Genomic DNA, 24,274 nt, shown 5'->3' on the forward strand with positions numbered 1-24,274 from the left:
ACAGAGTGACAAGTAAACAAGCCGAGCCCATTGCCATTGTTGGCATGGCCGCCCGCTTCCCGGGCTGTGAGGATCTGGACGCCTTCTGGCAACTGCTCAGCGAAGGCCGGGATGCCATCAGCTCCCTGAATGACAGCCAATTGGGCGCCAGTGTCAGCGATTATCAAGGCGCAAAAGGCCAAAGCGACCGTTTCTATTGTGATCAGGGCGGTTATATTCGCCAGCTAAACTTCTCGCCCGAGGGCTATGCCAGATCAGCGGATGAAATGGCAACGGGTGCCGAAACCTGGGATCAGCACCTGTTGTGGGCACTCGATTGCGCCCGTAAGGCCCTGCAAAGCGCCGGGATCACCCCAGCGCAAAACGCTCCCGACTTGGCGCGCTGCGGCGCCGTGATGGGCACGCTTTCGTTCCCTACCCAAGCTTCCAACAAGGCCTTTTTGCCGCTGTATCATCACAGTGTCGATACGGCGCTGCGGCGCCGTTTCCCCGGCATGCCGCCATTGGCGTCAGCCATAGATGCGGGAACGGCGGCAGATACAGGCATTCGCCATTGGGATACGGATATCGCCGCCCAGGGCTCTGAACTGCTGTGCGATTGCCTGGGCCTTGGCGGCCCCAGCCTGAGCCTGGATGCCGCCTGCGCCAGCTCAGTCTATGCATTGCGCCTGGCCTGCGACTATCTCAGCAACCACAGCGCCGATGTGATGTTGGCCGGTGCCGTCAGCGGCGCCGATCCCTTCTTTATCCATATGGGCTTTTCCATTTTCCAGGCCTTCCCCGAGTCGGGCCAAAGCGCCCCGCTGGATAACAGTTCCGGCGGCCTGTTTGCCGGTGAAGGCTGCGGCGTATTGGTGCTCAAGCGCCTGAGCGATGCCCAAAGGGATGGCGATACCATTCACGGCATAGTCAGAGGCACAGGGCTTTCCAACGATGGTCGCGGCCAGTTTGTCTTAAGCCCCGCCAGCAAGGGCCAGGTACTGGCGTTTGAACGGGCCGCCGAGGCGGCAAATATCGCGCCATCCCAGGTGGAGGTGATTGAGTGCCACGCCACGGGCACGCCTCTGGGTGACAAGGTGGAACTCAGTTCCATGGAGCAGTTTTTCGGCCCATGTCTGGAAGGCAGCGCCGCGCCTAAAATCGGCTCGGTCAAGTCCAACCTCAGCCACTTGCTGACCGCTGCCGGTATGGCAGGCATCATCAAGTTACTGCTGTCGATGAAACACAAGCTGTTACCTGCTTCGGTGAGAATATCCGCGCCGCTGAGTTCGCCCAACGGCGTGTTTGGCGAGCACAATATGGTGCGCAGCGCCATCCCCTGGCCGACCAAAGCGGGCAATCCCGGCCCGGTTGCGGGGGTGTCAGTGTTCGGATTCGGAGGCTGCAACGCCCACTTGCTGCTCACAGGGCCCGATGCTGCCAAAGAGCTTATTCCGGCCAAGCCTTCGCCGGAAACGGCTGCAAACCAGGGCACTGACTGCCTGGCGATTGAGGGCGCCGCCGCGCATTTCGGCGCCGCCGACTCGCTCGAGACGCTTGCCAAACTGATAGCCAAAGGGCAAACGGCCACCAGAACCCTGCCACCCAAACGCTGGAAAGGCCTGGAGCGAAACCGCTCTTTGCTCTCCAGAATGGGGCTTGAACAGGCGCCCAATGGCGGCTACATAGACAAGTTTGAACTGGATTTCCTCAAGTTCCGCCTGCCGCCCCATCCGGGAGATAGACTGGTGGCGCAGCAATTACTGCTGCTCAAGGTGGCCGATGATGCGATTCGCGATGCCAATCTGCCCATGGGTGGCCGGGTGGCTGTGTTGGTCGCCATGGAAACCGAGCTTGAACTGCATCAGTTCCGCGGCCGGGTTAATCTGCATAGCCAGATTAGCCAGAGCCTTAAAGATGCCGGCATCACCTTAAGTCAAGATGAGTATCTCGAACTCGAGCGTTTGGCGATGGACAGCGTACTGCCCAGCGCCAGCCTCAATCAATACACCAGCTATATAGGCAACATCATGGCCTCCCGGGTCGCCTCCCAATGGAATTTCAACGGCCCGGCTTTCAGTATTTCGGCCGCCGAGCTGTCGGTTCCCCGGGCGTTGGAAGTCGCCGCCAATCTCTGCCGCACCGAGGCGTTGGACGCCGTAGTAGTGGCAGCGGTGGATCTCGCCGGCAGTGCCGAGCGGGTATTGCACTCGGGCAAGCGTCTGCAACAGCTTGGACTGTTACCGGGTGAAGGCGCCGGCGCCTTGGTGCTGACGCCGTCAGTTGCGCATCAAAGCGGCCGCTACGGCGCCCTGACAGAGCTGAGTTTCAAGCCGTTTTCATCAGTGGAATTAACAACTACAGAGCCTCTCTCTACGGCAGACTCAAGAGAGCAAACATTTTGCCGGAACGCACAGCCTGAGGTAGATGAACACAGCCCCAGCTTCAAGGCTTTTCGTCGTCTCGCGGCCACCAGCCACAGCGCCGTCTCGCGTATGGGGCACAGCTTTGCCGCCGCCGGGATGGCCAGTTTGCTGCACTCGCTGCTGCGCCTGACTCAGGATAGGGATAAAGATTCCCACACCCTGCTGATAGATGGCGAGCGCCGCTGCGCCGCGGTTACTTTGCAACAGTCGGCGGAGCAAAAGGCGCGCCTGCAACAGGCGCTCCTCACGCAGAATAAAAAGAGCAGTCAAGAGAACAGTCAAGGGGCCAGTGAAAAGCCCAGTCAAAAGATAGCCGGCGCAAATGTCCGCCAGCTGTGGCAAACCATCACCCTTGGCGGTGACGCCATAGAGCAGCATATCGCCAACGCCGAGCTTAAACACGAGACCGGCATTCGCCAAAAGCTTGCCCAGGCAAATAACACTCAAGCCCAGGCAGTGCCGGTAATGCACACCAGCAGCCAACAAGTTAACAGTGAACTGACTTTGGAGCTCACTCAGGAACTCATTCAAGAACACTCTCAGGAACTTACTCAGGAACACTCTCAGGAGCTCACTCCGGTGAACAATCAGCACGCCCCATCAGCTCTCAGACAATCCGTGCCCGGCGATAAAATTGCGGCCGCACCCCATAAAGCCGGTACCGAAGCGCACCTGCAGGCACTGGCAGATAATCAACGGCTGGCACGTGAAGCGCACCTGGCCTTCCTCAAGAGCCGCGAAACCGGACTGGCACTGGCCAGCGCCCTCTTGGGCGCCGGGGCCACGGCCAAAAACCGCTTAAGCGCTGAAACTATCGGCTCAGAAGACAAACGCTCGGCAGATCAGAGCTCTGCCTCAGTAGTGTCTTTGCCAGCGCGCACGCCCAAGGACTCAGTCCAAACGGCTGCTGAAGCTGTTGCCAAAACCATTACCCCCAAAGCGACATCCCAAGTGCCCAAGGACAAACCCTGTATCTGGAATTATCAGGATCTGGTGCAATACGCCGAGGGCGACATAGCACCGGTATTCGGCCCCGAGTATGCCGTGATCGACAGCTACCGCCGCCGGGTGCGACTGCCCACCACAGATTACCTGCTGGTCTCCAGGGTGACTAAACTCAATGCCCGTCTTGGCGAATACAAACCAAGCACCATGACCACAGAGTATGATATTCCCGTGGACGCCCCCTATCTGGTCGATGGCCAGATCCCCTGGGCGGTGGCCGTGGAGTCGGGCCAGTGTGACTTGATGCTGATAAGCTATCTCGGCATAGATCTGGAGAACAAGGGCGAGCGGGTCTACCGTTTGCTCGACTGTACCCTCACCTTCCTCGGCGATCTGCCCCGTGGCGGTGATACCCTGAGATACGACATCTCCATCAATCACTTCGCCCGCAACGGCGATACCCTGCTGTTTTTCTTCTCCTACGAGTGTTTTGTCGGCGAACGTCTGATCCTCAAAATGGACAACGGCTGCGCCGGTTTCTTCACCGATGCCGAGCTGGCCGATGGCAAGGGAGTCATCCGCACCGAAGAGGAGATCAAGGCCCGCAACCTGGCGATGGCGAACAAGCGCCAATTCCAGCCCTTGATCCACTGTAAACAACAGATATTTGATTACCAGCGAATGAGGCAACTGCTGAGCGGCAATATCGGCGCCTGCTTTGGCCCTTCACATGACTTGGGTTACCGCCAAGTCTCGCTGTGTTTTGCCTCGGAAAAGTTCCTGATGATCGAAGAGGTCAGCAGAGTCGAACCAAGCGGCGGCGCCTGGGGCCTGGGCCTGGTTGAAGGACACAAGCAACTGGAGCCGGATCACTGGTATTTCCCCTGTCATTTCAAGGACGATCAGGTGATGGCCGGCTCCTTGATGGCCGAGGGCTGCGGTCAGTTGCTGCAGTTCTATATGCTCTATCTTGGCCTGCACAAACACACCCGCAATGGCCGCTTCCAACCACTGGAAAGTGCGCCGCAGAAGGTGCGTTGCCGCGGGCAGGTACTGCCGCAATCCAATCGTCTCACCTATCGGATGGAAGTCACTGAAATAGGACTGACACCCAGCCCCTGGGCCAAGGCCAATATTGAGATCTTGCTCGACGGCAAGGCGGTGGTGGACTTCCAGAATCTTGGCGTCATGCTCAAAGAAGATGAAGACTGTCACAGGTATGCCGATGACAGTGCTGTGAGTGACCAGGAGCACGGCGGAAAGCCGCAACAGGTTGCCGCCTCGGCAAGTGATACTAACGAGGCGCTGAACGCCGGGCGCCAGGCATCCATCAATGCTCCCTTGATGAGCCAGGAAAGCTGCCCGGATTCCCAGCCCATTCACGGCGTGCTCCCGGTCAGGCATGTTCCGGCACCAGTAACGCCGGACTACCCGAATCGCACGCCCGATACTGCGCCCTTTACCCCCTGGCATATGTTTGAATTTGCCACCGGCGATATTGAGAACTGCTTCGGCCCCGACTTTGCCGCCTACCGCGGGCTTATCCCACCGCGCACCCCCTGCGGCGATCTGCAGCTCACCACCAGAGTGACGCAGGTGATTGGCAAGCGCGGCGACTTCAAGTCTCCGGCCTCCTGTATCGGCGAATATGAAGTGCCACCCAAGGCTTGGTACTTCAGTGAAAACAGCCACCCGGCGCATATGCCCTACTCGATTTTGATGGAGATAGCGCTGCAGCCCAATGGTTTTATTTCCGGCTATATGGGCACCACCTTGGGCTATGGCGACACAGAGCTTTTCTTCCGTAACCTCGACGGTAAAGGCACACTGCTGCGCCGGCTTGACCTGCGTGGCAAGACCATCAGCAACGACTCGCGTCTGCTGAGCACTGTCAAGGCGGGCACCAACATCATCCAGAGCTTCAGCTTTGTGCTCAGCGCCGATGGTGAACCCTTCTATGAAGGCGAAGCAGTATTTGGTTACTTCAAGGCCGAGGCGCTGAAAAACCAGTTGGGGCTGGATAACGGTAAGGTGACCGAGCCCTGGGATAAACAGCAAGGGCTTGAGGCCGATGTGAGCTATGATCTTCGCGCCACCGATTGCGCTCTCTATCATGGCTCTTGGGATCAAAAACACCTGCGCCTGCCGGGCGGTCGACTCAACTTTGTCGATTCTATCCGCATCTGCCGCCAAGGCGGCCATTCCAACTTGGGCTACATCTATGGCGAGCGCAAAATCGATGCCGCTGACTGGTTCTTCCGCTTCCATTTCCATCAGGACCCTGTGATGCCGGGCTCGCTCGGGGTGGAAGCCATGCTGGAACTCCTGAGTGCCTTTGCCCTGGACGCCGGGCTTGGGAGCCAATTCAATAACCCAAGATTTACCCATTGCCTGAGTCAGGTGCAGTGGAAATACCGCGGTCAGATCAATCCCCTGAACCGGCAGATGTCGCTGGAGCTGCATATCACAACCATAGAAGATACGCCGGACAGAGTCACACTGACAGCCGATGCCTGGCTCGCCAAAGATGGCCTGCGAATTTATGAAATAAAAGATCTGGCTCTGGCCATTGAAGAAGCCTGAGCCCTCAGGCAAAAACAACCGAACAGATAATGAGAGCAACAAGATGACAAGCTTCAATTGGCCCTGGGCCCTGAACCCGAACAGTGATGATGTCTTTGCGGCCACGGATAACTGTGCCGGCAACGCAATCAAGGCGCTGGATAAGCCGCTGTTTGTCGCCAGACAAACCAAGGGTGAAATCCTGTTTGCCAATCAGGCGCAGCTTGCCGAGACGAGTGCTAGCGGCAATACACTGCCGGTTTGCGCCATGGTGCCGCCACTCAGCGCAGCAGCGCTCGGCGATCCGGCCTTTGCCGCCTGCCACAAAGTCAAGTACGCCTATTATGCCGGCGCCATGGCCAACGGTATCGCCTCCGAAGAGCTGGTGATTGCCCTCGGCAAGGCCGGCATACTCTGCTCATTCGGCGCCGCCGGTCTGGTGCCCTCCCGGGTGGAAGCCGCCATCAGCCGAATTCAGGCGGCGCTGCCAAGCGGCCCCTACGCCTTTAACCTGATCCACAGCCCCAGCGAACCGGCACTCGAGCAAGGTGCGGTCGAGCTCTATCTCAAACACCGGGTACGCACAGTCGAAGCCTCGGCCTTTCTGGCGCTGACCCCTCACATAGTGAGATATCGGGTGGCCGGACTGAGCCGGGACAGTGACGGCAACACCCTAATCGCCAACAAGGTGATAGCCAAGGTGAGCCGCACCGAAGTCGCCGCCCACTTTATGGCGCCGCCGCCGGAGAAAATCCTCCAGCAACTGCTGAGTCAGGGATGGATCACTGAACTGCAGGCCGAACTTGCCAGGCAGGTGCCCATGGCCGACGACATTACCGCCGAGGCAGACTCCGGCGGCCATACCGACAATCGTCCTCTGGTTACCCTGCTGCCCACCATTATCGCCTTGCGGGATCAAATGCAGGCAAAATACGCCTACCAAGAACCTATCCGGGTTGGAGCGGGTGGCGGCATAGGCACGCCGGATGCGGCTTTGGCGGCCTTCAATATGGGCGCCGCCTTTATCGTTACCGGTTCTATCAATCAGGCCTGTATCGAAGCAGGTGCCAGCGAGCACAGCCGTAAGCTATTGGCGACAGTGGAAATGGCCGATGTCACCATGGCGCCGGCCGCGGATATGTTTGAGATGGGCGTCAAGCTGCAAGTGGTAAAACGCGGCACCCTATTCCCCATGCGAGCCAATAAGCTTTACGAAATCTACAGCCGCTACGACTCGATAGAGGCCATTCCGGTCGATGAGCGCCAAAAGCTGGAAACTCAGGTGTTTCGCGCCAATCTGGATGAAATCTGGCAAGGCACGGTTGCCCACTTTATGGCGCGGGATCCCGAACAGATTCGCCGCGCCGAGGGCAATCCAAAGCGCAAGATGGCGCTCATTTTCCGCTGGTATCTGGGGCTATCGAGCCGCTGGTCCAACACAGGGGAAAGCGGTCGGGAGATGGATTACCAGATCTGGGCCGGGCCGGCACTGGGTGCCTTCAACGCCTGGGCCAAGGATAGCTACCTGGATGATTACCGTCAGCGCCGCGCCGTGGACTTGGCACTGCAACTGCTCGTAGGTGCCGCCTATCAAAACCGGGTCAACCAGTTGCGAAGCCAGGGCATAGCCCTGCCATCCAGCCTGGGCCATTATCGACCGCTGAAATCGCTGGACTGAGCAGGCTCCCTGCTCATCAAAAAGGCCTTAAAGGCTCTTTACCATGCACCGCAAACGGGCACTCTGCCTGCTTGCGGTGCAATTCAAATGACACCACTCAATTTGGGGCCTGTAGCCAGTTTGTCATATAGACCCACCAGCACCGCGTCCAACTTCAATTCCATGTCTAAAATGGCCATCTTTGCAAGGATGGCATAAGCATTGCCACGTTCGCTACTTGGTCAATAGAGCCAAGCCACTAATTATAGCGAGCCATAGCAACGAACCTTAGCAACGAACCATAGCAACGAGCAACACCATGAATATCATGCCCAAAGAAGATTCAATGCAGATCAGAGCCGGTGATTTAAGCCATCCGGCGGTTTTGCAACTGCTTGCAGAGCACCTGCAAGAGATGCAGGCCACATCGCCGCCCGAGAGCGTGCATGCCCTCGACCTCAGCGGCCTGAAACAAACGGATATCCACTTCTTCACCCTTTGGGTAACAGAAATACCCGCCGCCTGTGGTGCCATCAAACTTCTTGGCAACGCCGAGGCCGAGCTTAAATCCATGCGCACAGCTGCAAGTTTCCGCCACCGCGGGTACGCCAGAGCCATGCTCAGACACCTGCTGCATCATGCCGCAGGCCTGGGTGTCCAAAGGCTTTACCTGGAAACTGGCACTATGGCCTATTTCGCCCCGGCCCGAGCCTTGTACGCGAGTGAAGGCTTTAGCTTCTGTGCCCCCTTCGCCGACTATCAACAAGATCCAAATAGCTGCTTTATGAGCTTAAAGCTGGCAGCGCTGTAGGTCATGCATGGATGCATTTGCATAGCGGCTATGCAACTCTAGGCCTTAAATCGCTAACCTACTTGGCCTGGGTTTCCGTCGAAGCGGCAATCCATCACCTGCTTTGTGAATAGCTGAGCTGCCTTTAGCACAGACGAAAGTCCACAGTAGTTAGCCGCAAGACTGATGACTCTGGGGGATAAGCTGCAGATGCAGCTCGCCATCTTCGGTAAGCCCCAAGGATTGCCAGCCGAGATGGCGATAGAAGCCTTCGGCGCGGGTACCCGGCTCGGTACTGAGTTGCAGCTTGCTACAGCCACCGGCGTGGAGCCAGTCAACAGCTTGCTGTAACAGGGCCTTACCTATGCCCTTTCCTTCCGCCTCTTGAGCGATAAAAAGCGCCCAAATTCTGGCATCATCACGGTCGGCGCAGCTAAAGCCAAGCAGTTGTGTGTCAGTCTCGGCAACCCAGCTTCGCCGCCGGCCGCTCAGGTAACCGAGATAACAGGCATGAGTGATCCGCCCGGGATCCTGCAGGCGATTTTCGCTCACATTCAACCTCAGTGACATCATGGCGGGGATATCGCTTAACCTGGCGGTGCGTATGTTTATGCTCATGCTCGCGCTTGCAGCTAAAAAGACTCTCTTCATAGTGTTCAAATTAGCGCCAACTTAAGGTGACTGTCCAGTTGCCGAGCTCCAGTTGCCGAGAGTCAGGTTGCCTTGAAACGATTAAGGCACTGGCATTGTCATCTTCACCAAGCACCATATTCCTTGGACATCGCCAGCACATTATGGCGTGAAAACCACACAAGTTGGCGCCAATACCAAAGCAGCACCCAGCCTGATGCGGCACCATGGTGTTGCTTAACAGAAAAGCTTAACCGGGACATCCCCCGGGATAGACCAACAAGGAGCCGAAAATGAAGCTGGATCCCAAAGAGAAATTGTTAGCCGGCAGAGTGCAACAGATATTGGGCCGAGTGCTGACCAGCGCCGATTGGCAACTGGCATTAACGCAGGACTTTCATCCGGAATATCGTCAGTGGGTAGATGGTAAGGAGCTGGATTACCGGGCCTTTTGTGCTCACATTCACTGGCTCAGAAGCCAGGTAAAAATTAGCGAGATCGGCTTTGAGCAGCTCATTTGTCAGCAGCAAAAGGTGTTTTCCTGTCATAGAGTGGCGGGAGAGAAAGCCGATGGCAGCCGATTCAGCATCAGAGTATTGGCCCTATTTCAATTCGAGGCCGAACGTATTATCCGCACCGACGAGATGAGTTGTGTGTTAATCGGCGATGATAGCGCCAAGCGACTGGCGCAGAGCTACTGAGGATATGACTGGCGCCGGAAGAAATTGTGATAAGCCGCCGAAAACGCACTGAGATTCTGATAGCCAAGCTCCAAAGCCACCTGTGTCATCGGCTGCCCTTGCCGCAGTCGGCGCTGGGCTTCGAGCATAAGGCTACGACGGCGCCAGTCCTTAAAGCTCACCCCCAGGCACACACGGAACAAGCGATTCAGCGTCCGCTCGGAAGCGCCGCAGTGCTTGGAAAAACCCTCTAGACGCAGCTTAAGATTGGGTGAACGCTGCATGGTTTCGATAACTGGCAATAGCCTGGGGTCCAGACTCTGGTAAAGCGGCTCGAGCCGGCCTTGAGGCTGAAGCTGACACAGATTATCCTGCAGCACTTCAAGATAGGCGGCCTCCTTGTCTTCAGTGACAGTTTCCAGTCTTTGCAGCAGCGCCGACCACAGTGGACTGACGCTCATGGGCGCAGGTCCTTGATGCAATCCCTGAGACTGCCAATGCTGCGGCAATACCTCGGGCCGCAAATAGAATAAACTGCAGCGTGTATGTTTCAGCAATCTATGAGCATGCTCGCACCCGGGCGGCAGGTACAGGAGTTGACCGCTGAGCAGTAAGGACTCGGCTTGGCCACTCTCCAGCAAAACCGCGCCATGATGCAGATAGATAAGCTGACCGATATCGTGGCTATGGCACCCTGTGGCGTCGCTTTCACTGTAGTGTCTCAATAAATGCCGCATCGCTTTCCCTTATCTCCTTGCCTTGACACAATCTTCCGGCTCATGCCCGGAACGCAAGCATAGCGGCGACGTCCCCTTTCGCTCAAGCGAGCTTGGTTCAAGGTTCCCACAAAGAGCAAACCACAGGCAACAGGACTGCAATTGTAAGATGCCTGAATATACGCTAGGTTTATTCAGTTAATTCAGCCAGATAAATCTGGCAAACGTCAGTACACAAGGATGGTCGCCATGAACGAACAACGCCCCGACTTTATCTACCCTCCCGGCTCAGTGCTTATGCACTCTCCTCTGGTGTTAACCCAGGCCGATATGTACGGCTTTTTCCTCAAGGGCAAGCTTGCCAATTTGCAACAGAGTGTCGATCAAACCCTGAACCGGGTCGCCAACAACAAGATGTATTTCAAGGTGTTGTCCCCTTATGTACTGACAACTTTCACTCAAATCGCCAAGGCTTATTCCAGTGTCGAGGTGGATCGCAACAAGGGTTGGATCCAGGAAACCGATATCATCACCTGGGTGATGGTGGGCAAACAGGCCGGTCCGGATTCCGGCGAAATCAGCGAAATTCTGTTTCAGCCGCTGCATATCTGGGTCAATGATGCCATGGCATTGATCAATGGCCGCGAGTTGTTTGGTTATCCCAAATACGCCTGCGAATACCGGATGCCTGGCGTAGATGAGCCGCTGACAGAACTATCGTTGTCGGCCAAGAGTTTTCAAAAATTTTCCCCGGATGCCGAACTGGCAATGGCACCACTGCTCCAGGTTAAGTGCAGGCCGCAGCAGGAGAATGCCCTCTCTCCACTGGAAGCCATAGGCCAAACCTGGGACTTTATTCAGGCCCAAACCGACTTTATTCCCGATCTGGATGCTCTTGGAGCCGAGCAGGTATTCGAACTGCTGTTCAAACCGGCGGTGGAGCAAGTTTTCCTGAAGCAGTTCCCCGACGCTTCCGGCACCAAGGCGGTATATCAGGCACTGCTGCAGGCGCCGGCCAGAGTCAACAAGGTGCATCATCTGTCGCTGCTGGATAACTCCCTGGTGGCCACCGTCTTTGCCAACGACAGCTTCCCGCTGGCCGACACCCTGGGGGTACAACTCGGCGAGCAGCAGGTGTTGCTGCCCTACCATGTTAACTTTGACTTTGAGGTACCGCCGGGCGAAGTGTTGGTGGACAACTCTGTGGTCAAAAAAGAGAAAATTGCCATTCTCGGTGGAGGCGTTGCCGCCATTACCGCGGCCATGTGCCTGACCGAACAACCTGGCTGGCAAAACCGGTACCAGATAGATATCTATCAACAGGGCTGGCGCATTGGTGGCAAGGGAGCCTCCGGGCGCAATGCCGCCATGGGGGATCGTATCGAAGAGCATGGGCTGCATATTTGGTTTGGTTTCTACCAAAATGCCGCCGCTCTGATGCGCAAAGCCTATGAAGAACTGGGGCGAGCGGATGACGCGCCGCTGGCCAGCTTTGTCGAAGCCTTCAAGCCCCATAACTTCATTGTGCTGCAGGAGCAGATAGAAGGTCGCAGCCTGAGCTGGCCCATAGAGTTCCCGCCCATGCCGGGTATCCCCGGCGACAGTACAGAAACCCTGACGCTGTGGAAGTTGGTCAAGGCGGCCTTCTACTGGATCCGCCAATGGTTAAAACAGATGGATGAAGTCGATGAGGCCGTGGCCAAGGATAGCCCCAGAGACTGGTTCTCCCGCGACTGGTTTGAACGTCTGAACGATCGCATCGAAGAGGCGCTGGATGATGCCAAAGATAGCCTGGAAACCCTGGGGGATAAGCTGGAGTGCCGCTTCAACCAGTTGATAGGCCAGGAGTGTGACGAACACCACCACCAGGCTGTCGAGGACGATGGCCTAATCGAGAATGCCGTCGATATACTGCATCGGCGTCTCAACCGCCGCTTTGGCGATCACTTGAGTGGCAATGACGAGCTCAGGCGCCTCTACATAGGTGCCGACCTCGGTCTGACCATACTCAAGGGGATGTTTGTCGATGGGGTATTCAAGGGCGGATTCGATGTTATCAACGGCTATGACTACCGCGAATGGCTGCGTCGCCATGGCGCCAGCAAGCGCTACACTGTCGATTCCGCACCGGTCAGGGGCTTCTACGATCTGGTGTTTGCCTATGAGCAGGGCGATTTCTCCCGCCCCAATGTGGAAGCCGGCACCATAATCCGCTCCATGTTGCGAATTGCCCTCTGCTACCAAGGGGGCGTGATGTGGAAAATGCAGGCCGGCATGGGCGACACAGTATTCACCCCCTACTATGAAGTGTTGAAACGCCGCGGAGTGAATTTTCACTTCTTCCATCAGGTACAACAGCTGCATTGTCAAGGGCAATCCGTCAGCAGCATAGAGATAGTGGAGCAGGCCAACCTCAAACCCGGACTCAGCGAGTATCAGCCGCTGGTGGATGTCAAAGGACTCGGCTGCTGGCCAAGCGAGCCTCTGCTATCACAACTGGATGAAACTCAAGCCAGATTAATTGCCGAAAACCGGGTCAACCTGGAACACTTCTGGAGTGATTGGCCGCAGCTGTACCAGCAAGAAACCGGTCACACTCTGCCGGTGAAACAGCTGCGTAAGGGGATTGATTTTGACAAGGTGATCTTCGGTCTATCCATAGGAGCCGTTCCTCATGTGGCTAAAGAGGTGATGACCCAAAGTCCGGCGCTATCTCAAGCTGTGGCCAAGGTGCAAACCGTGGCGACCCAGGCCTATCAGCTGTGGCTCAACACAGATCTCAACGGCCTTGGCTGGCAGCCTTTTCCGGCTTCCGGCGAAGAGCCTGTGCTGTCGGCCTTCAGCGAGCCCTATGACACCTGGGCCAGTATGGATCAATTGATTGACAAAGAAAGCTGGCCGATAGGCAGCGTCAAAAATGCCAGTTACTTCTGCTCGGCGCTGCCGGTTGCCGAATATCCACCCAGAGAGCAGAGTGACTTTAACCAGCAAATGAATGCCGTGGCCAAGTCCGGGGCGCTGGGGCAACTCGAGCATCAAATAGGCAATCTCTGGCCGGAAGCCAAAAATGGCTTTGTCTGGGATTGGCTGCACGACCCGGAGGAACGTCAAGGACAACAGCGCTTTGACAGCCAATACTGGCGTGCCAATGTCGACCCGTCCGAGCGGTATGTGTTGTCGGTGAAAGATAGCTCGCGTTTTCGCATCACCACAGACGGTACTGGGCTGGATAACCTCTATGTCACCGGCGATTGGATAAAAACAGGGCTGAATGTGGGCTGCGTCGAAGCCGCAACCATGGCGGGTATGCACACCTCCAAGGCCATCAGTGGCTATCCGCGCCATATCAAGGGTGAGGAAGACTTCTGATAGGCATCCAGGCGAGATTTAGCCTGTTCGACTCAGCTTTGGACTGAGCTCCTGACTTAGCCCAGGAATTAGTCCCGAAATTAGCCCCGTGAGTTTAGCGGGGCAGGCCTTCGGCTGCTGCAAGTTGTCTGGCGTGCAGCTCACGGCGACGCAGACTCTTGCACTGATACAAGTCTTTGTCGGCGGCGCGGACCCAATCCTGGATCTTTTCTTTATCTGTACTGGTGGCAGAGCCATGATTGACACAGAGCTCAGCAAAACCTTCACTGGCAATACGCTGCTCCAGCCTCGGCAGTAAGTTCTGCAGTTGCTGCGCCTCGGCTTCCGGCAACAGCAAAGCAAAGTCATCGCCACCGATACGAAAAGGCTTTAACTTGGCCACAGACCAGCTCTTTAGCTCTTCGGCTATCGCCAGCAGCAATCTGTCCCCTTCCCCATGCCCCAGGGTGTCATTGACCCGTTTCAGCCCCTCAATATCCAGCAATACCAACATGTACCCCGGCTTGGGCATGCCACTACTCAGGCAAGTATCCGCCAGACTCTCATCATAGGCCAAGCGGTTGGCAAGACCTGTGAGGCTATCACTGCGGGCTCGCTCCCAAGCGATGCCCAACTTGCGGATATACTCCTGGCGCTCTTCCGACAAGAGTTTGAGCTTGCTTGCCAACGCCAAGGACAGCAGCAGAGCATCGGCAGTGCCGCCCAGCAGAGTCGCCAGCTCGGCATACTCAAAGAAGTCCGGGGTGATACCCATGTTACCGGGCAATATGATGATTGCCGGCAATAGCAAACAGCTGAAAGCCATGATGAAATAGCGTGCCGGCGAGAAGCCTTTCATCAGACAGACATTACCGCAAACTATCGCCAGTCCAATCCAGAGCATGATAAGCACGGAAGCAATAATCGCCGTGTAGGACAAAAGCCAGATACTGGTAGGCAGAGCCAGCACACAGGCCCACAGTAAGATGCGGCTGAGACGCCAAAGCTTGGGCGAATAGAGAGAAAGCTGCAAAAAATTGTTATAGAACAAGATGTTCAATATTGGCAGGCTGATAAAGAACAGGTGGTGCAACTCGAGTTGCCGAAACTGAAACAGGTGCACAGGCAAGTGGAAGGTCAAGGCCCAGCCGCAGAAGTAGGCCAGCACATAAAGACCGTACCAAAAAAACGCCTTGTCACGGGTGGTAAAGAAGATGAACAGGTTATAGCAGGCGATAAAAATCAAGCCCCCGAGGCATAGCACCACGGCGGTGGCATGCCTGTCGGCACTGAGCCTGTGTTCCCTTTCCGGTGCCAGACGGATCTCGGGTGCCGATGAGTAGTAACGGCTCTCGACCTTGACCACCAACCAATAATCTATCCCCGGCTTGATGGTGAACCGCCTGCCGTAATCAAACAGATACTGATAGTCGGCATCATAGCCAGAGTGGGCTTGTTGCATGCTGCCATCCTGCCCAAGCAGCAGAAGGTCGATGGATTCTATGATGGAGTTGCGTACGTCTATGACCCAAGTCTGTTCACGACTGGCCACCCGCAAAGGGTTCACCATCCAGTAACTGCCACCACTCAAACTCAGGCTGGTTTCCTGTTGCGCTCGGATCCAGGCAGGTACCCCCTCGAATGAGGTCGGAGCCAGCTGTTGTGGCTCAGCCTTAAGAATGTAGCTGTTGTCGAGCACCTGAGCGGCCCAGGCACCAACACTGAATTGGAACAGAACAAACGCAAGCAGTAGCCTGAAAAGGTAACCTGGGTGTTTATCCATATTGAAGGGCGAACGTTTGTCTGTCGGCAAATCGATTTCCGTCCAAGACCATGGCCGTATCCTTATCCCTGAGCACAAAAACGCCCAAGGCACTGAATCTATTTTTATTGTTGGTGATTTAACTCTATTTCGGCTAATGGCATTTTGCAATCTGGCTCACGGCATTCGTGACAAAATTCTGTCAGGAAACGCAAGTTTGCCACGAGCTGATGACAAAAAAGTGTAAATTCAGTCGATTCTGACCCTATCCCCTACCAACTTGAGCATTTCTGTAGCGACATCCACTTGAGCGGCCAACACTAAAAAGTACCAACCCACGGTATTGCCTGTGCCCCTGATACTCAGATAATTACCCCAAAACTGCATCCCGGACTTGAGCAAGTTGTCACGACTGGCACGATTCTCTTCTCTAACTGTAGCAAACAATAGCCGAATCCCCATTTCCCGGGCGATTTGGATCCGCTTTCGCGTCAAGGCCGCCGCAATCCCCCGTCTTCTGTACTCAGGATGCACCATTAAATACCCAAGCTCGGCGATATCTCCTCGTCCGGCCTTAATCACAGCGCAGCCCACCAGCTCCCCGGCCCCGTTTTGCGCCACTATCACGGCACGGGAGGCCATAAAGGCCTGATGATCCAAGGGGTGAGCATTATCATCGCGGCTGTCCACCAAAGCGCAAGCGGCAGCAATCAAGTCAGGGCTTTGGGCCAGGGAAACCGTGATTTCCTGGGCAGGATTAGGCATAGATACTCCTTTGGTGACTATACTTGGCGGATATGTGAGCTATTGAAGGGGACATCCCCCATAAAACTTAACCTCGGCTTAACCAGATTAACGTATGGCTACAGGTAAAAGCCGCAATTGGTTAGTATCTTAGCCCCATTGAGGGAGTTTGTGGCAGACAACAAACATAATTCTCTGAGTAACCCCCGGTAATCGGGTAGCTGTCACGCTCCGGGAACAACAAGAGGAACCAAGATGAAAAATCGTATCTCGACTATTGCACTGCTTTGCGGCTCAGGCCTATTACTGGCGGCCTGTGGTGGTAGTGACAATGACACCCCGCCGACACCTACGCCTGATACCGCCAAAGTCAGCTTTGCCGTGTCTGATGCCCCGGTCGACAGCGCCGAAAAAGTGGTAGTGGCATTTGACAAAATTGAGCTGGTAAGAGCAGGACAGGATAACATCATCCTCGAGGTCTCCGGCGCCAATGGCGAGGACTACCGCCAACTGGATCTGCTGGAATATCAAGGCAGCGACAGCGCCCTCATCCTCAGCGATGCCGAGTTGGAAGTAGGCACTTATTCAGAACTCATCCTGCATGTATTGGATGAATCGGTCGGTTCAGATCTCAGCTATGTGATCGACGAAACCGGTCAAGTGCCACTCAAACAACCCAGTAATAAACTGCGTTTGGGCAGCTTTGAGGTTGGCAGCGCCGGCGTTCAGCGTTTTACCATAGAGTTTGACCTGCGCCGTAGTCTGGTGGAGAACCAAAATGGCCAGCGTTACAACCTCAAGCCTCATGGCGTGACTATAGTCGACAACGCGACTGTGGCTTCATTGTCCGGCCAAGTGGATATCAACCTGTTCAACGCCGGTGAATGTGCTGCCGATAGCGGTAACTTTGTCTACCTCTATCCCGGCCACGATCTGGACCCAACACTGCTGACCGACAACCTGGATCCGGATGTCAATCAGAATGCCGTACCAGAAGGTGCCGTAGTGCCTTACAACTCGGTCGAAGTAGAGTATGAAGTGGGTAACTTCGGCAAATACGCCTTTGGCTTTATTCCCGCCGGGGATTATACAGTAGCCTTCAGCTGCAGCGCGGAAAATGACGATCCAGAGCAATATGATGGTCTTATCATTCCCAACCCTGCCCCTCAGTTGCATCAGGTCACCCTGAGCAACCAAACCGACACTGTGCAAGATTTCAACGCAATTGTTGCCCAGTAGCTTTCAAAACCTTTTGTGAAAGGGAGCCTGTGCTCCCTTTTCTTTTGACTGTCTTCTATTGAGCCCACTTTGCAGAAGTGGTCAATGCTGCGCCATAAAAAAGCTAACGACTATAGATACAGTAAGGTTGCCAATCCAAGGAAGGTGAAGAAGCCGACAACATCCGTGACCGTGGTCAGGATCACTGAGCCTGAAAGCGCAGCATCCTGATTGAATTTCTGTAATATCATGGGTACTGCCACCCCGGCCAAGGCCGCAACCAGCATATTGACCAAAATTGCCACGGCTATCGTCATACCAATCAGGTTATCGTCAAACCAGAGCCCGGCCACCAAACCTATGAGTATGGCCCAGAGAATGCCGTTGAGTGCCCCTATCCCGAGTTCGTTCTTCATCAAGGAAAACAGGTTGCCTATGGAAATCTGTCCCATCGCCATGCCGCGGATCATCAGGGTCAATGATTGCGATCCGGCAATACCACCCATAGAAGCCACTATCGGCATCAATACCGCCAGCGCCACTACTTTTGCCAATACATCCTCGAACAAACCTATGGTGGCAGAGGCCAAAAATGCCGTCAGCAGATTGATCCCGAGCCAAATGGCACGGCGACGCGCGCCCTTGACGATAGGCGCAAACAGGTCATCGGATTCATCCATACCGGCCGAAGCCATCAAACGCGCTTCATAGTGTTCTCGCACCAAGGCGGTTGCCGTTCGCAGCGTCAAGCGGCCGATTAAGGTGCCTTCTTCATCGACCACCGGCAGTTCAATGTCTGAGCTATGCTCTATCGCTTCGGCCGCCTCTATCAAGGATGAATCGGCCGACAATACCCGGCTGTCCGGTTCAATAAGCGAAATAAGCTGGGTTTGTGGATCCTGGCGAAAAATCTCATAGCGACTGACTGTCCCCTGGTAATGATTATCCTCATCCACCAGATAGAGATTTTCGCAGCAATCCAAGTCAATGCGGCGGAAAAAACGCTGCGCCTGTTCCACCCGGCTTTTGTTACTGAGCACCAAGGCCTGATGTTCTGTGTAACGGCCTATTTCATTTTCCGAGTATTGATCATAAAGCTCGTAGCGCTTGCGTTGCCGCTCACCCATTTGCGCCAAAGCGCGGTCGATAAAGCTGTCGGGCAGATAATCGCTCCACTCGATCATCTCTTCAGCTGACAGCTGCGCCAGCAACAGATCCACCTCTTCCACAGACATCTGCCTAAGAAGGCTCATCCTGGGTTCGGCGCGCATCAAGCTGAGCACAGCCGAGCGCTCGGCAAAGGCTATCTGATTCCAGCGCTCATAGCGTTCATCCAGCGGCAAGGACTCCAGCAATAAGGCTATAGTGCCAGGTTCGGCCTCTTCAAGGATCTCACCAAAGACCTCGGCCTGAGCCTCGCCCTCCAATAGCGTTAACTGCTGTACCACCTGCCCCACTTCTGCTTGAGGTTGAAGCTCCGGCTCGGCTGCTGTTTGTGTCACTCAACTCTCCTCTCTTTCTTCTTGTTGGTATGCGCTTGGGCCAATATTTAAATTGCACACAAATAAATTGCTGACAATAAAACTTGTGATATATAGTAAAGTCTCAACCAAGGAGCCACTATGTCTAACTCAATATACGCTATCCCACTGGAGAATATCCAAGGACAACAAACGGATCTCAGTGAATTTCAAGGCCGGGTCATGTTGCTGGTCAATACCGCCAGTGCCTGTGGCTTTACTCCTCAGTATGCCGGATTGGAAAGCCTGTATCAGGAATTCAAAGACCAAGGCCTGGTTGTACTCGGCTTTCCCTGTAACCAGTTTGGTGCTCAGGAAAAGGGCAATGAGCAGGAGATCCAGTCCTTCTGCGAATTGAATTTTGGTGTCAGCTTCCCGCTGTTTGCCAAGCTGGAAGTCAATGGTCCCAATGCTCATCCCTTGTTTAAACTGCTCAAGCAGCAGGCCCCTGGCGTGTTGGGTTCGAAAGGGATTAAATGGAATTTCACCAAGTTTCTGGTCGATCGCCATGGCAAAGTCATCAAGCGCTATGCTCCCACAACCAAACCCGAGGCTCTGCGTGAACAGATTCTCCAGCTGTTACAAGATAAATAATTAATTGAAAAATAAACCAATTAAAAAAACATGATTATTTTTCGCCATTCAGGGGGAACCAAAACATCACTAAAGACTCCAACATAGTGAGCAGTGAATTTACTTTTTCATGTTCATCATTCTCCCTAAGGGGCTTCTAGCGCGGCCCCATTGATCTTCGATAGATCATAAGGCAGTCCTTAATGGCTGCCTTTTTTTATGCCTGCCGGCTCCCCAAGAAAAATCTCTTTATGGCTGAACTTTTTCTCTCCGAATGGCTCTGAATAAGTGAAGCGATTTTAACGGTTTCATCATCATCTCCCTTTGGACTGAGATACTGGAGCTAGCGCACAAGATCTTTGTCCCCTGCATTTTTTAGGCAGTCCTTTGGACTGCCATTTTTATTCTCTATTTTCATGCTGTTTGGGGACTTCCCTTTAATCATGCTTGGCATGTCGCAGATAAAAAATTTATCCACCAGGGAAACTTTTTCGTCAAAGCCGACTCTGAATAACTGAACCTTTTTCAAGTGTTTCATCATCACCTCCCTTGGATGGGAGCCCGACGCTAGCGCAGCGGGTTTTCATTCTTTGCATGACTTAGTTTTGTACGAATTTGTATGGCAGCCCCTTGGGTTGCCATTTTTTTATCCCCGGTTTTTCATTGCAAACCAAGGTCAGCAAAAAAATTTCTCTTCCAGGGAAACTTTTTCGTCAAAGCCGACTCTGAATAACTGAACCTTTTTCAAGTGTTTCATCATCACCTCCCTTGGATGGGAGCCCAACGCTAGCGCAGCGGGTTTTCATTCTTTGCACGACTTAGTTTTGTACGACCCAGTTTTGTACGAATTTGTATGGCAGCCCCTTGGGTTGCCATTTTTTTATCCTACAGCTCGACTCATTCGGATAGATAAATGGTTAATGCCAATATTGTCATTCAAGAAAATGAAAAGACTGAGTCAAACTCACTGTAAAACCATAATGTGACAGACTTTTTGGGGTTCTACAGATAGGCGTGAAGCAAATAAAACTGAATTATTTTGCTTGGTGCGGGAACTCGCGGAAAAATCGGCAGTCAGAATTAGTGAACCGAGTGTTTCATCATTATCCTCCCTTCAAGATTGTTTCTAGCGCACCATCCAGAGTTTAGATTGAACTCTGACAGCGACCCAAATGGGTCGCTTTTTTTATGCCAGGATTTTACTGTTTGTCAGGCCCATTGAGGTGCGGTTTGTGAACTTTGCAGGAGCGTGGTCAGCATATTGGCCAGCTTATCCAACATCAGCTTCAACCCCTTTGGCATACTTTGAACATCTATGCCGAGCAGCAAGTTTTTAACCTCGAGGCCCAATTCGGTATCACCTTCAATACTGAGTCGGCGCTGGAAAAACAGGGTGTCAGGATCCTCTTTGGCAGCGGCGACCAGCAAGAGTTCGGCGCTATTGGCGCTGAAGGTGACTTCCGGAGCCGTAAAAGGCCGCACCTTGAAACCTTGTTCGAAACTGACTTCAAATGCCAACTCCATATCCTCGACCCGAACGCCCACCCATTGCCCTTCAAGAAAGTCCAATTCACCATCCTTAACCTGTTCGCTGAGCAATACCGCCAATAGCTGCTGCAGTACGTTCGCCTTGATGGCGAAGGGAACCAAGGTCAGTGGTTTTCCAACCAACTTGGGAGCCAGAGTGAGAATATCGCGCGCCGCCTTGGCGGCTAAAGCCGTGCGCATCTTGAGTTACTCCTGATTAAAATGCCAAAACTCCGGCAGTCTAACCAAGTTTTATGATCATAAACCTGTTTTATATCAATTCTGTGAGATCCAAAGGTCGATAAACTGCGGCTTTGTTTGTAATTAGGGAGAAAGTTAACATGGAACTCCTGTGTCCGGCCGGGAACTTGGCATCACTCAAGGCTGCTCTCAACGCCGGCGCCGATGCCCTCTATCTGGGGCTGAAAGATGACACCAATGCCCGCTCATTTGCCGGACTGAACTTCACACCGACCAAACTGCAACAGGCAGCCAAAGAGGTAAAGTCACAAGGGCGCAAGCTGTATCTGACTATTAATACCTTTCCGCAACCGGGTGAAGAGAAACGTTGGTATCAGGCCGTCGATCTGGCCGCCAACACGGATATAGATGGACTGATCATGGCCGATCTGTCGCTACTGGATTATGCCCATAGCCACTATCCTCACCTGCCGCTGCATCTTTCGGTACAGGCCAGCGCCACCAATCTCGGTGCCCTGGCACTCTATAAGCGTGAATTCAACATTGAGCGCGCCGTACTCCCCAGAGTGCTATCCATCAAGCAGGTCAAAGATCTTGCCAAGGCCAGCCCGGTTGATCTGGAAGTGTTTGCCTTCGGCAGTCTGTGTATCATGGCCGAAGGGCGCTGTCAGTTGTCTTCCTATGTGACCGGGGAATCACCCAATTCAGGTGGCTCCTGCTCACCGGCAAAACATGTGCGCTGGCAGGAAAATCAGGGCTGTCGCCAGACCCGCCTCAACGAAGTCTTGATTGACAGCTCGGGGTTGAACGAGCAGATGGGCTACCCGGTTGTGTGCAAGGGACGTTATCTGACCGAAGAAGACAGCCAGCCTGGCTTTTTGCTGGAGTCCCCCACCAGCCTCAATACCCTGGACTTGCTGCCGGAACTGGCCCAGGCCGGCATAGTGTCACTTAAAATTGAAGGTCGCCAACGCAGCCCCGCCTATGTGGAACAGGTTACCCGGGTTTGGCGCCAGGCTCTGGACACCTATCAGAATGCGCCGGAGCGGTTCCAATCCAAACCCGAATGGCATGCCGCGCTGGCCAAAGTATCCGAGGGACAAACCACCACGCTGGGTGCCTACGAGCGCAGCTGGCAATAGGAAGTTTTCTATGAATATTTCTCTTGGCCCGCTGCTCTATTGCTGGCCCAAAGCACAAGTGCAGGCCTTCTACCGTGAAGTTGCAGACAGCACTATTCCACTGGTTTATCTGGGTGAAGCCGTTTGCAGCCGCCGCAGGCAGATGAAGTTTGCCGATTATCTGGCCCTGGCCCTTGAGCTCAAAGCCGCCGGCAAACAGGTTGTATTGTCGACTCTGGCCTTGATAGAGGCACAATCCGAGCTTAAAGAGCTTAAAAAGCAACTCGATAATGGTGAGTTCATAGTTGAGGCCAATGATATGGCAGCCGTTGGTATGGCGCGGGAGCAGGGACTGCCTTTTGTCTGTGGTGCCAGTATCAATAACTACAACAGAGCCAGCCTGGAAAAGCTGCATCAATGGGGCATGCAGCGCTTTGTGATGCCCATTGAGCTGTCAAAGATGTGGCTGCAAAAAGTCACCGCCCCGACGCCAAACTTTGAAATTGAAGTACTGGGTCATGGTTATTTACCATTGGCGCACTCGGCCCGTTGCTTCACCGCCCGTCATCAAGGGTTGGCAAAGGATGACTGTCAGACGGTATGCATCAAGCATCCAAAAGGCCTGGTCGCCCAGACCCAGGAGCAACAACCGCTATTGCGACTCAACGGCATACAGACTCAGTCGGCAGCCCGCTGCGATCTCAGACGGGAAATACCAGAAATGAAACGTTTGAGTGTTGACTGGTTCAGGGTTTCACCGGATGGCCATGACTCCATCGCTCTGGCGGAGTCTTTACTGCAAAATGCAGGGAGTGAAGTCGATGCTGAAACAGGCAAAGAAGCCTGTAATGGATACTGGCACGGCGCACCTGGCATGGTCTATAGACGTTAGCGTCAAGGTCTTAAGCAAGCCCGTGCTGTGGGCTTTTCCGGCCTTTAATAAGGACTTTCAACAGGCTCCTGTTCATCGGGGGCCTTTTTTGTGCACAGCAACAAACACAAGACCCAGAGCATAAAGCTGCCGAGCCCCAGCCATTCGAGGACTGCTGGCCACCAAAAGTCAGGCCGAGGTAATTGCAGCACCAACTCATGGTAAAAGGGGTTATCCCCCTCGGTAATACCAAGTTCAAGATGCGGTAGAAACAGAAACGCGCCCAGACTGACGCCGCTGATAAGCGCCGGGATCAGAGTCCACAGAGTGGCGGCACCAAAGGGGCGCTGCAGCAGATAAACCAGGTAGCAGCCAACACTGATACAGCCAAAGATAAAAAACCACTTCAGCATCAGGATATGAAGGTGATAGACATTGACGGGAAACAGGCCAACACCGGCCAGGGCCATACAAGTCAGGGTCAGGCTGAGATACAGGAGATGGCCGCTCAATAAGCGAGACAACTGCAGGGTGAATAACCAACAGAGCACCAGGCTCAAACTGCCGAAGAACAAACCACCATTGAGCAGTACCGCCAACTTAGAATGGCCGTAACTGCCGAGTTCACTCAGGCTGTGATTGAGCAGGCTGAACTCCCGCCCATCGCCGCTCTGATAGCCCCAGATAACCAAACCCAGGCCAAGCAGCAGTCCAAAGAGTCCCAGCAAACCAAAGCTCAACGCCATTCTTGCCAGTCTCTGTCTTCTTAACATGCCAGTGTATGCCCCGGATTCATTTTCTGCTGTCTAACTTACATGCTCCAGATTTTTTTTAAAGCCCGGGCAAGGTCTTTTTGCGTTACCGATCGCTTATTTACCCGAGTTTAAACAACAAAATTCGCTTCCGGTCGAATTATTGCACTTTGATGCCTCGGCCATTCTTTGCTGTTTTGGCATATCCTCCCGCAGGAGATGACAGTAACCTTGGTTAGCAAGATCATGCCG

General features: G+C 54.2%; 16 protein-coding genes and 1 pseudogene. 9 read left to right on the plus strand and 8 right to left on the minus strand.

All coding sequences use genetic code 11. The features are described from left to right. The first annotated feature begins 5 nt into the window (after window positions 1–5). The 3 genes and pseudogenes from ACF8D4_RS07500 (at window position 6) to ACF8D4_RS07510 (ending at window position 8,380) form a co-directional block, all read left to right on the plus strand. Window positions 6–5,933: a beta-ketoacyl synthase N-terminal-like domain-containing protein gene (locus tag ACF8D4_RS07500; protein WP_260885283.1), complete on the plus strand. Its 5,928-nt coding sequence runs from the start codon at window positions 6–8 to the stop codon at window positions 5,931–5,933. Window positions 5,934–6,159: 226 nt separating this feature from the next. Next, window positions 6,160–7,590: pseudogene (locus ACF8D4_RS07505) on the plus strand (PfaD family polyunsaturated fatty acid/polyketide biosynthesis protein); the annotation flags it as partial. Window positions 7,591–7,915: 325 nt separating this feature from the next. Continuing rightward, the gene (locus tag ACF8D4_RS07510) at window positions 7,916–8,380 is read left to right on the plus strand and encodes a GNAT family N-acetyltransferase (protein ID WP_025010961.1); all 465 of its coding nucleotides are present in this window, start codon (window positions 7,916–7,918) and stop codon (window positions 8,378–8,380) included. Window positions 8,381–8,530: 150 nt separating this feature from the next. Here ACF8D4_RS07510 and ACF8D4_RS07515 read toward each other — a convergent pair whose 3' ends face one another. Next, entirely contained in the window at window positions 8,531–8,977 is a 447-nt protein-coding gene (locus tag ACF8D4_RS07515; protein WP_144132613.1) for a GNAT family N-acetyltransferase, read from the minus strand. Between the two features lie 305 nt (window positions 8,978–9,282). Here ACF8D4_RS07515 and ACF8D4_RS07520 point away from each other — a divergent pair, with 305 nt between their 5' ends. Beyond that, window positions 9,283–9,690, plus strand: a complete 408-nt coding sequence (locus ACF8D4_RS07520; RefSeq protein ID WP_392464851.1) for a hypothetical protein — start codon at window positions 9,283–9,285, stop codon at window positions 9,688–9,690. Here ACF8D4_RS07520 and ACF8D4_RS07525 read toward each other — a convergent pair. Further along, a complete protein-coding gene (locus tag ACF8D4_RS07525) occupies window positions 9,684–10,406 on the minus strand; it encodes a helix-turn-helix transcriptional regulator (protein WP_144132611.1) in 723 nt (240 codons plus the stop codon). The two genes, ACF8D4_RS07520 and ACF8D4_RS07525, sit on opposite strands and share 7 nt — an antisense overlap. A 228-nt stretch (window positions 10,407–10,634) precedes the next feature. On the opposite strand from ACF8D4_RS07525, the gene ACF8D4_RS07530 reads away from it, so the two are divergent. Further along, window positions 10,635–13,754, plus strand: a complete 3,120-nt coding sequence (locus ACF8D4_RS07530; RefSeq protein ID WP_392464852.1) for an NAD(P)-binding protein — start codon at window positions 10,635–10,637, stop codon at window positions 13,752–13,754. A 94-nt stretch (window positions 13,755–13,848) separates the two neighbouring features. On the opposite strand, the gene ACF8D4_RS07535 is transcribed toward ACF8D4_RS07530, so the two are convergent. Both ACF8D4_RS07535 and ACF8D4_RS07540 read right to left on the minus strand, forming a co-directional pair. Next, on the minus strand, window positions 13,849–15,516 hold the full coding sequence (locus ACF8D4_RS07535) for a GGDEF domain-containing protein (protein WP_037474430.1): 1,668 nt from the start codon (window positions 15,514–15,516) through the stop codon (window positions 13,849–13,851). A gap of 228 nt (window positions 15,517–15,744) precedes the next feature. After that, the gene (locus ACF8D4_RS07540; RefSeq protein ID WP_028779824.1) at window positions 15,745–16,260 is read right to left on the minus strand and encodes a GNAT family N-acetyltransferase; all 516 of its coding nucleotides are present in this window, start codon (window positions 16,258–16,260) and stop codon (window positions 15,745–15,747) included. Window positions 16,261–16,494: 234 nt separating this feature from the next. Between ACF8D4_RS07540 and ACF8D4_RS07545 the strand changes: the two genes are divergently transcribed. Next, window positions 16,495–17,478: a DUF4382 domain-containing protein gene (locus ACF8D4_RS07545; RefSeq protein ID WP_096142620.1), complete on the plus strand. Its 984-nt coding sequence runs from the start codon at window positions 16,495–16,497 to the stop codon at window positions 17,476–17,478. Between the two features lie 110 nt (window positions 17,479–17,588). On the opposite strand, the gene ACF8D4_RS07550 is transcribed toward ACF8D4_RS07545, so the two are convergent. After that, window positions 17,589–18,959 carry a magnesium transporter gene (locus tag ACF8D4_RS07550; RefSeq protein WP_028779822.1) on the minus strand — a complete coding sequence of 457 codons (1,371 nt, stop codon included), beginning with the start codon at window positions 18,957–18,959 and terminating at the stop codon, window positions 17,589–17,591. Between the two features lie 120 nt (window positions 18,960–19,079). Between ACF8D4_RS07550 and ACF8D4_RS07555 the strand changes: the two genes are divergently transcribed. After that, the gene (locus tag ACF8D4_RS07555; protein ID WP_045283548.1) at window positions 19,080–19,571 is read left to right on the plus strand and encodes a glutathione peroxidase; all 492 of its coding nucleotides are present in this window, start codon (window positions 19,080–19,082) and stop codon (window positions 19,569–19,571) included. 322 nt (window positions 19,572–19,893) lie between these two features. Here ACF8D4_RS07555 and ACF8D4_RS07560 read toward each other — a convergent pair whose 3' ends face one another. Beyond that, window positions 19,894–20,091, minus strand: coding sequence for a hypothetical protein (locus tag ACF8D4_RS07560; RefSeq protein ID WP_025010954.1), 198 nt, complete (start codon window positions 20,089–20,091; stop codon window positions 19,894–19,896). Between the two features lie 668 nt (window positions 20,092–20,759). Beyond that, window positions 20,760–21,278, minus strand: coding sequence for an SCP2 domain-containing protein (locus tag ACF8D4_RS07565; RefSeq protein WP_025011922.1), 519 nt, complete (start codon window positions 21,276–21,278; stop codon window positions 20,760–20,762). Window positions 21,279–21,418: 140 nt separating this feature from the next. Between ACF8D4_RS07565 and ACF8D4_RS07570 the strand changes: the two genes are divergently transcribed. Together ACF8D4_RS07570 and ACF8D4_RS07575 are read left to right on the plus strand one after the other, a co-directional pair. Continuing rightward, on the plus strand, window positions 21,419–22,420 hold the full coding sequence (locus tag ACF8D4_RS07570) for a peptidase U32 family protein (protein ID WP_044734919.1): 1,002 nt from the start codon (window positions 21,419–21,421) through the stop codon (window positions 22,418–22,420). 10 nt (window positions 22,421–22,430) lie between these two features. Further along, the gene (locus ACF8D4_RS07575; RefSeq protein ID WP_044734920.1) at window positions 22,431–23,291 is read left to right on the plus strand and encodes a U32 family peptidase; all 861 of its coding nucleotides are present in this window, start codon (window positions 22,431–22,433) and stop codon (window positions 23,289–23,291) included. A 44-nt stretch (window positions 23,292–23,335) separates the two neighbouring features. On the opposite strand, the gene ACF8D4_RS07580 is transcribed toward ACF8D4_RS07575, so the two are convergent. After that, on the minus strand, window positions 23,336–24,043 hold the full coding sequence (locus ACF8D4_RS07580; RefSeq protein ID WP_045283546.1) for a DUF998 domain-containing protein: 708 nt from the start codon (window positions 24,041–24,043) through the stop codon (window positions 23,336–23,338). Window positions 24,044–24,274: the final 231 nt, after the last annotated feature.

Source organism: Shewanella sp. YQ_9, from assembly GCF_043103185.1.
Lineage (GTDB): Bacteria > Pseudomonadota > Gammaproteobacteria > Enterobacterales > Shewanellaceae > Shewanella > Shewanella algae.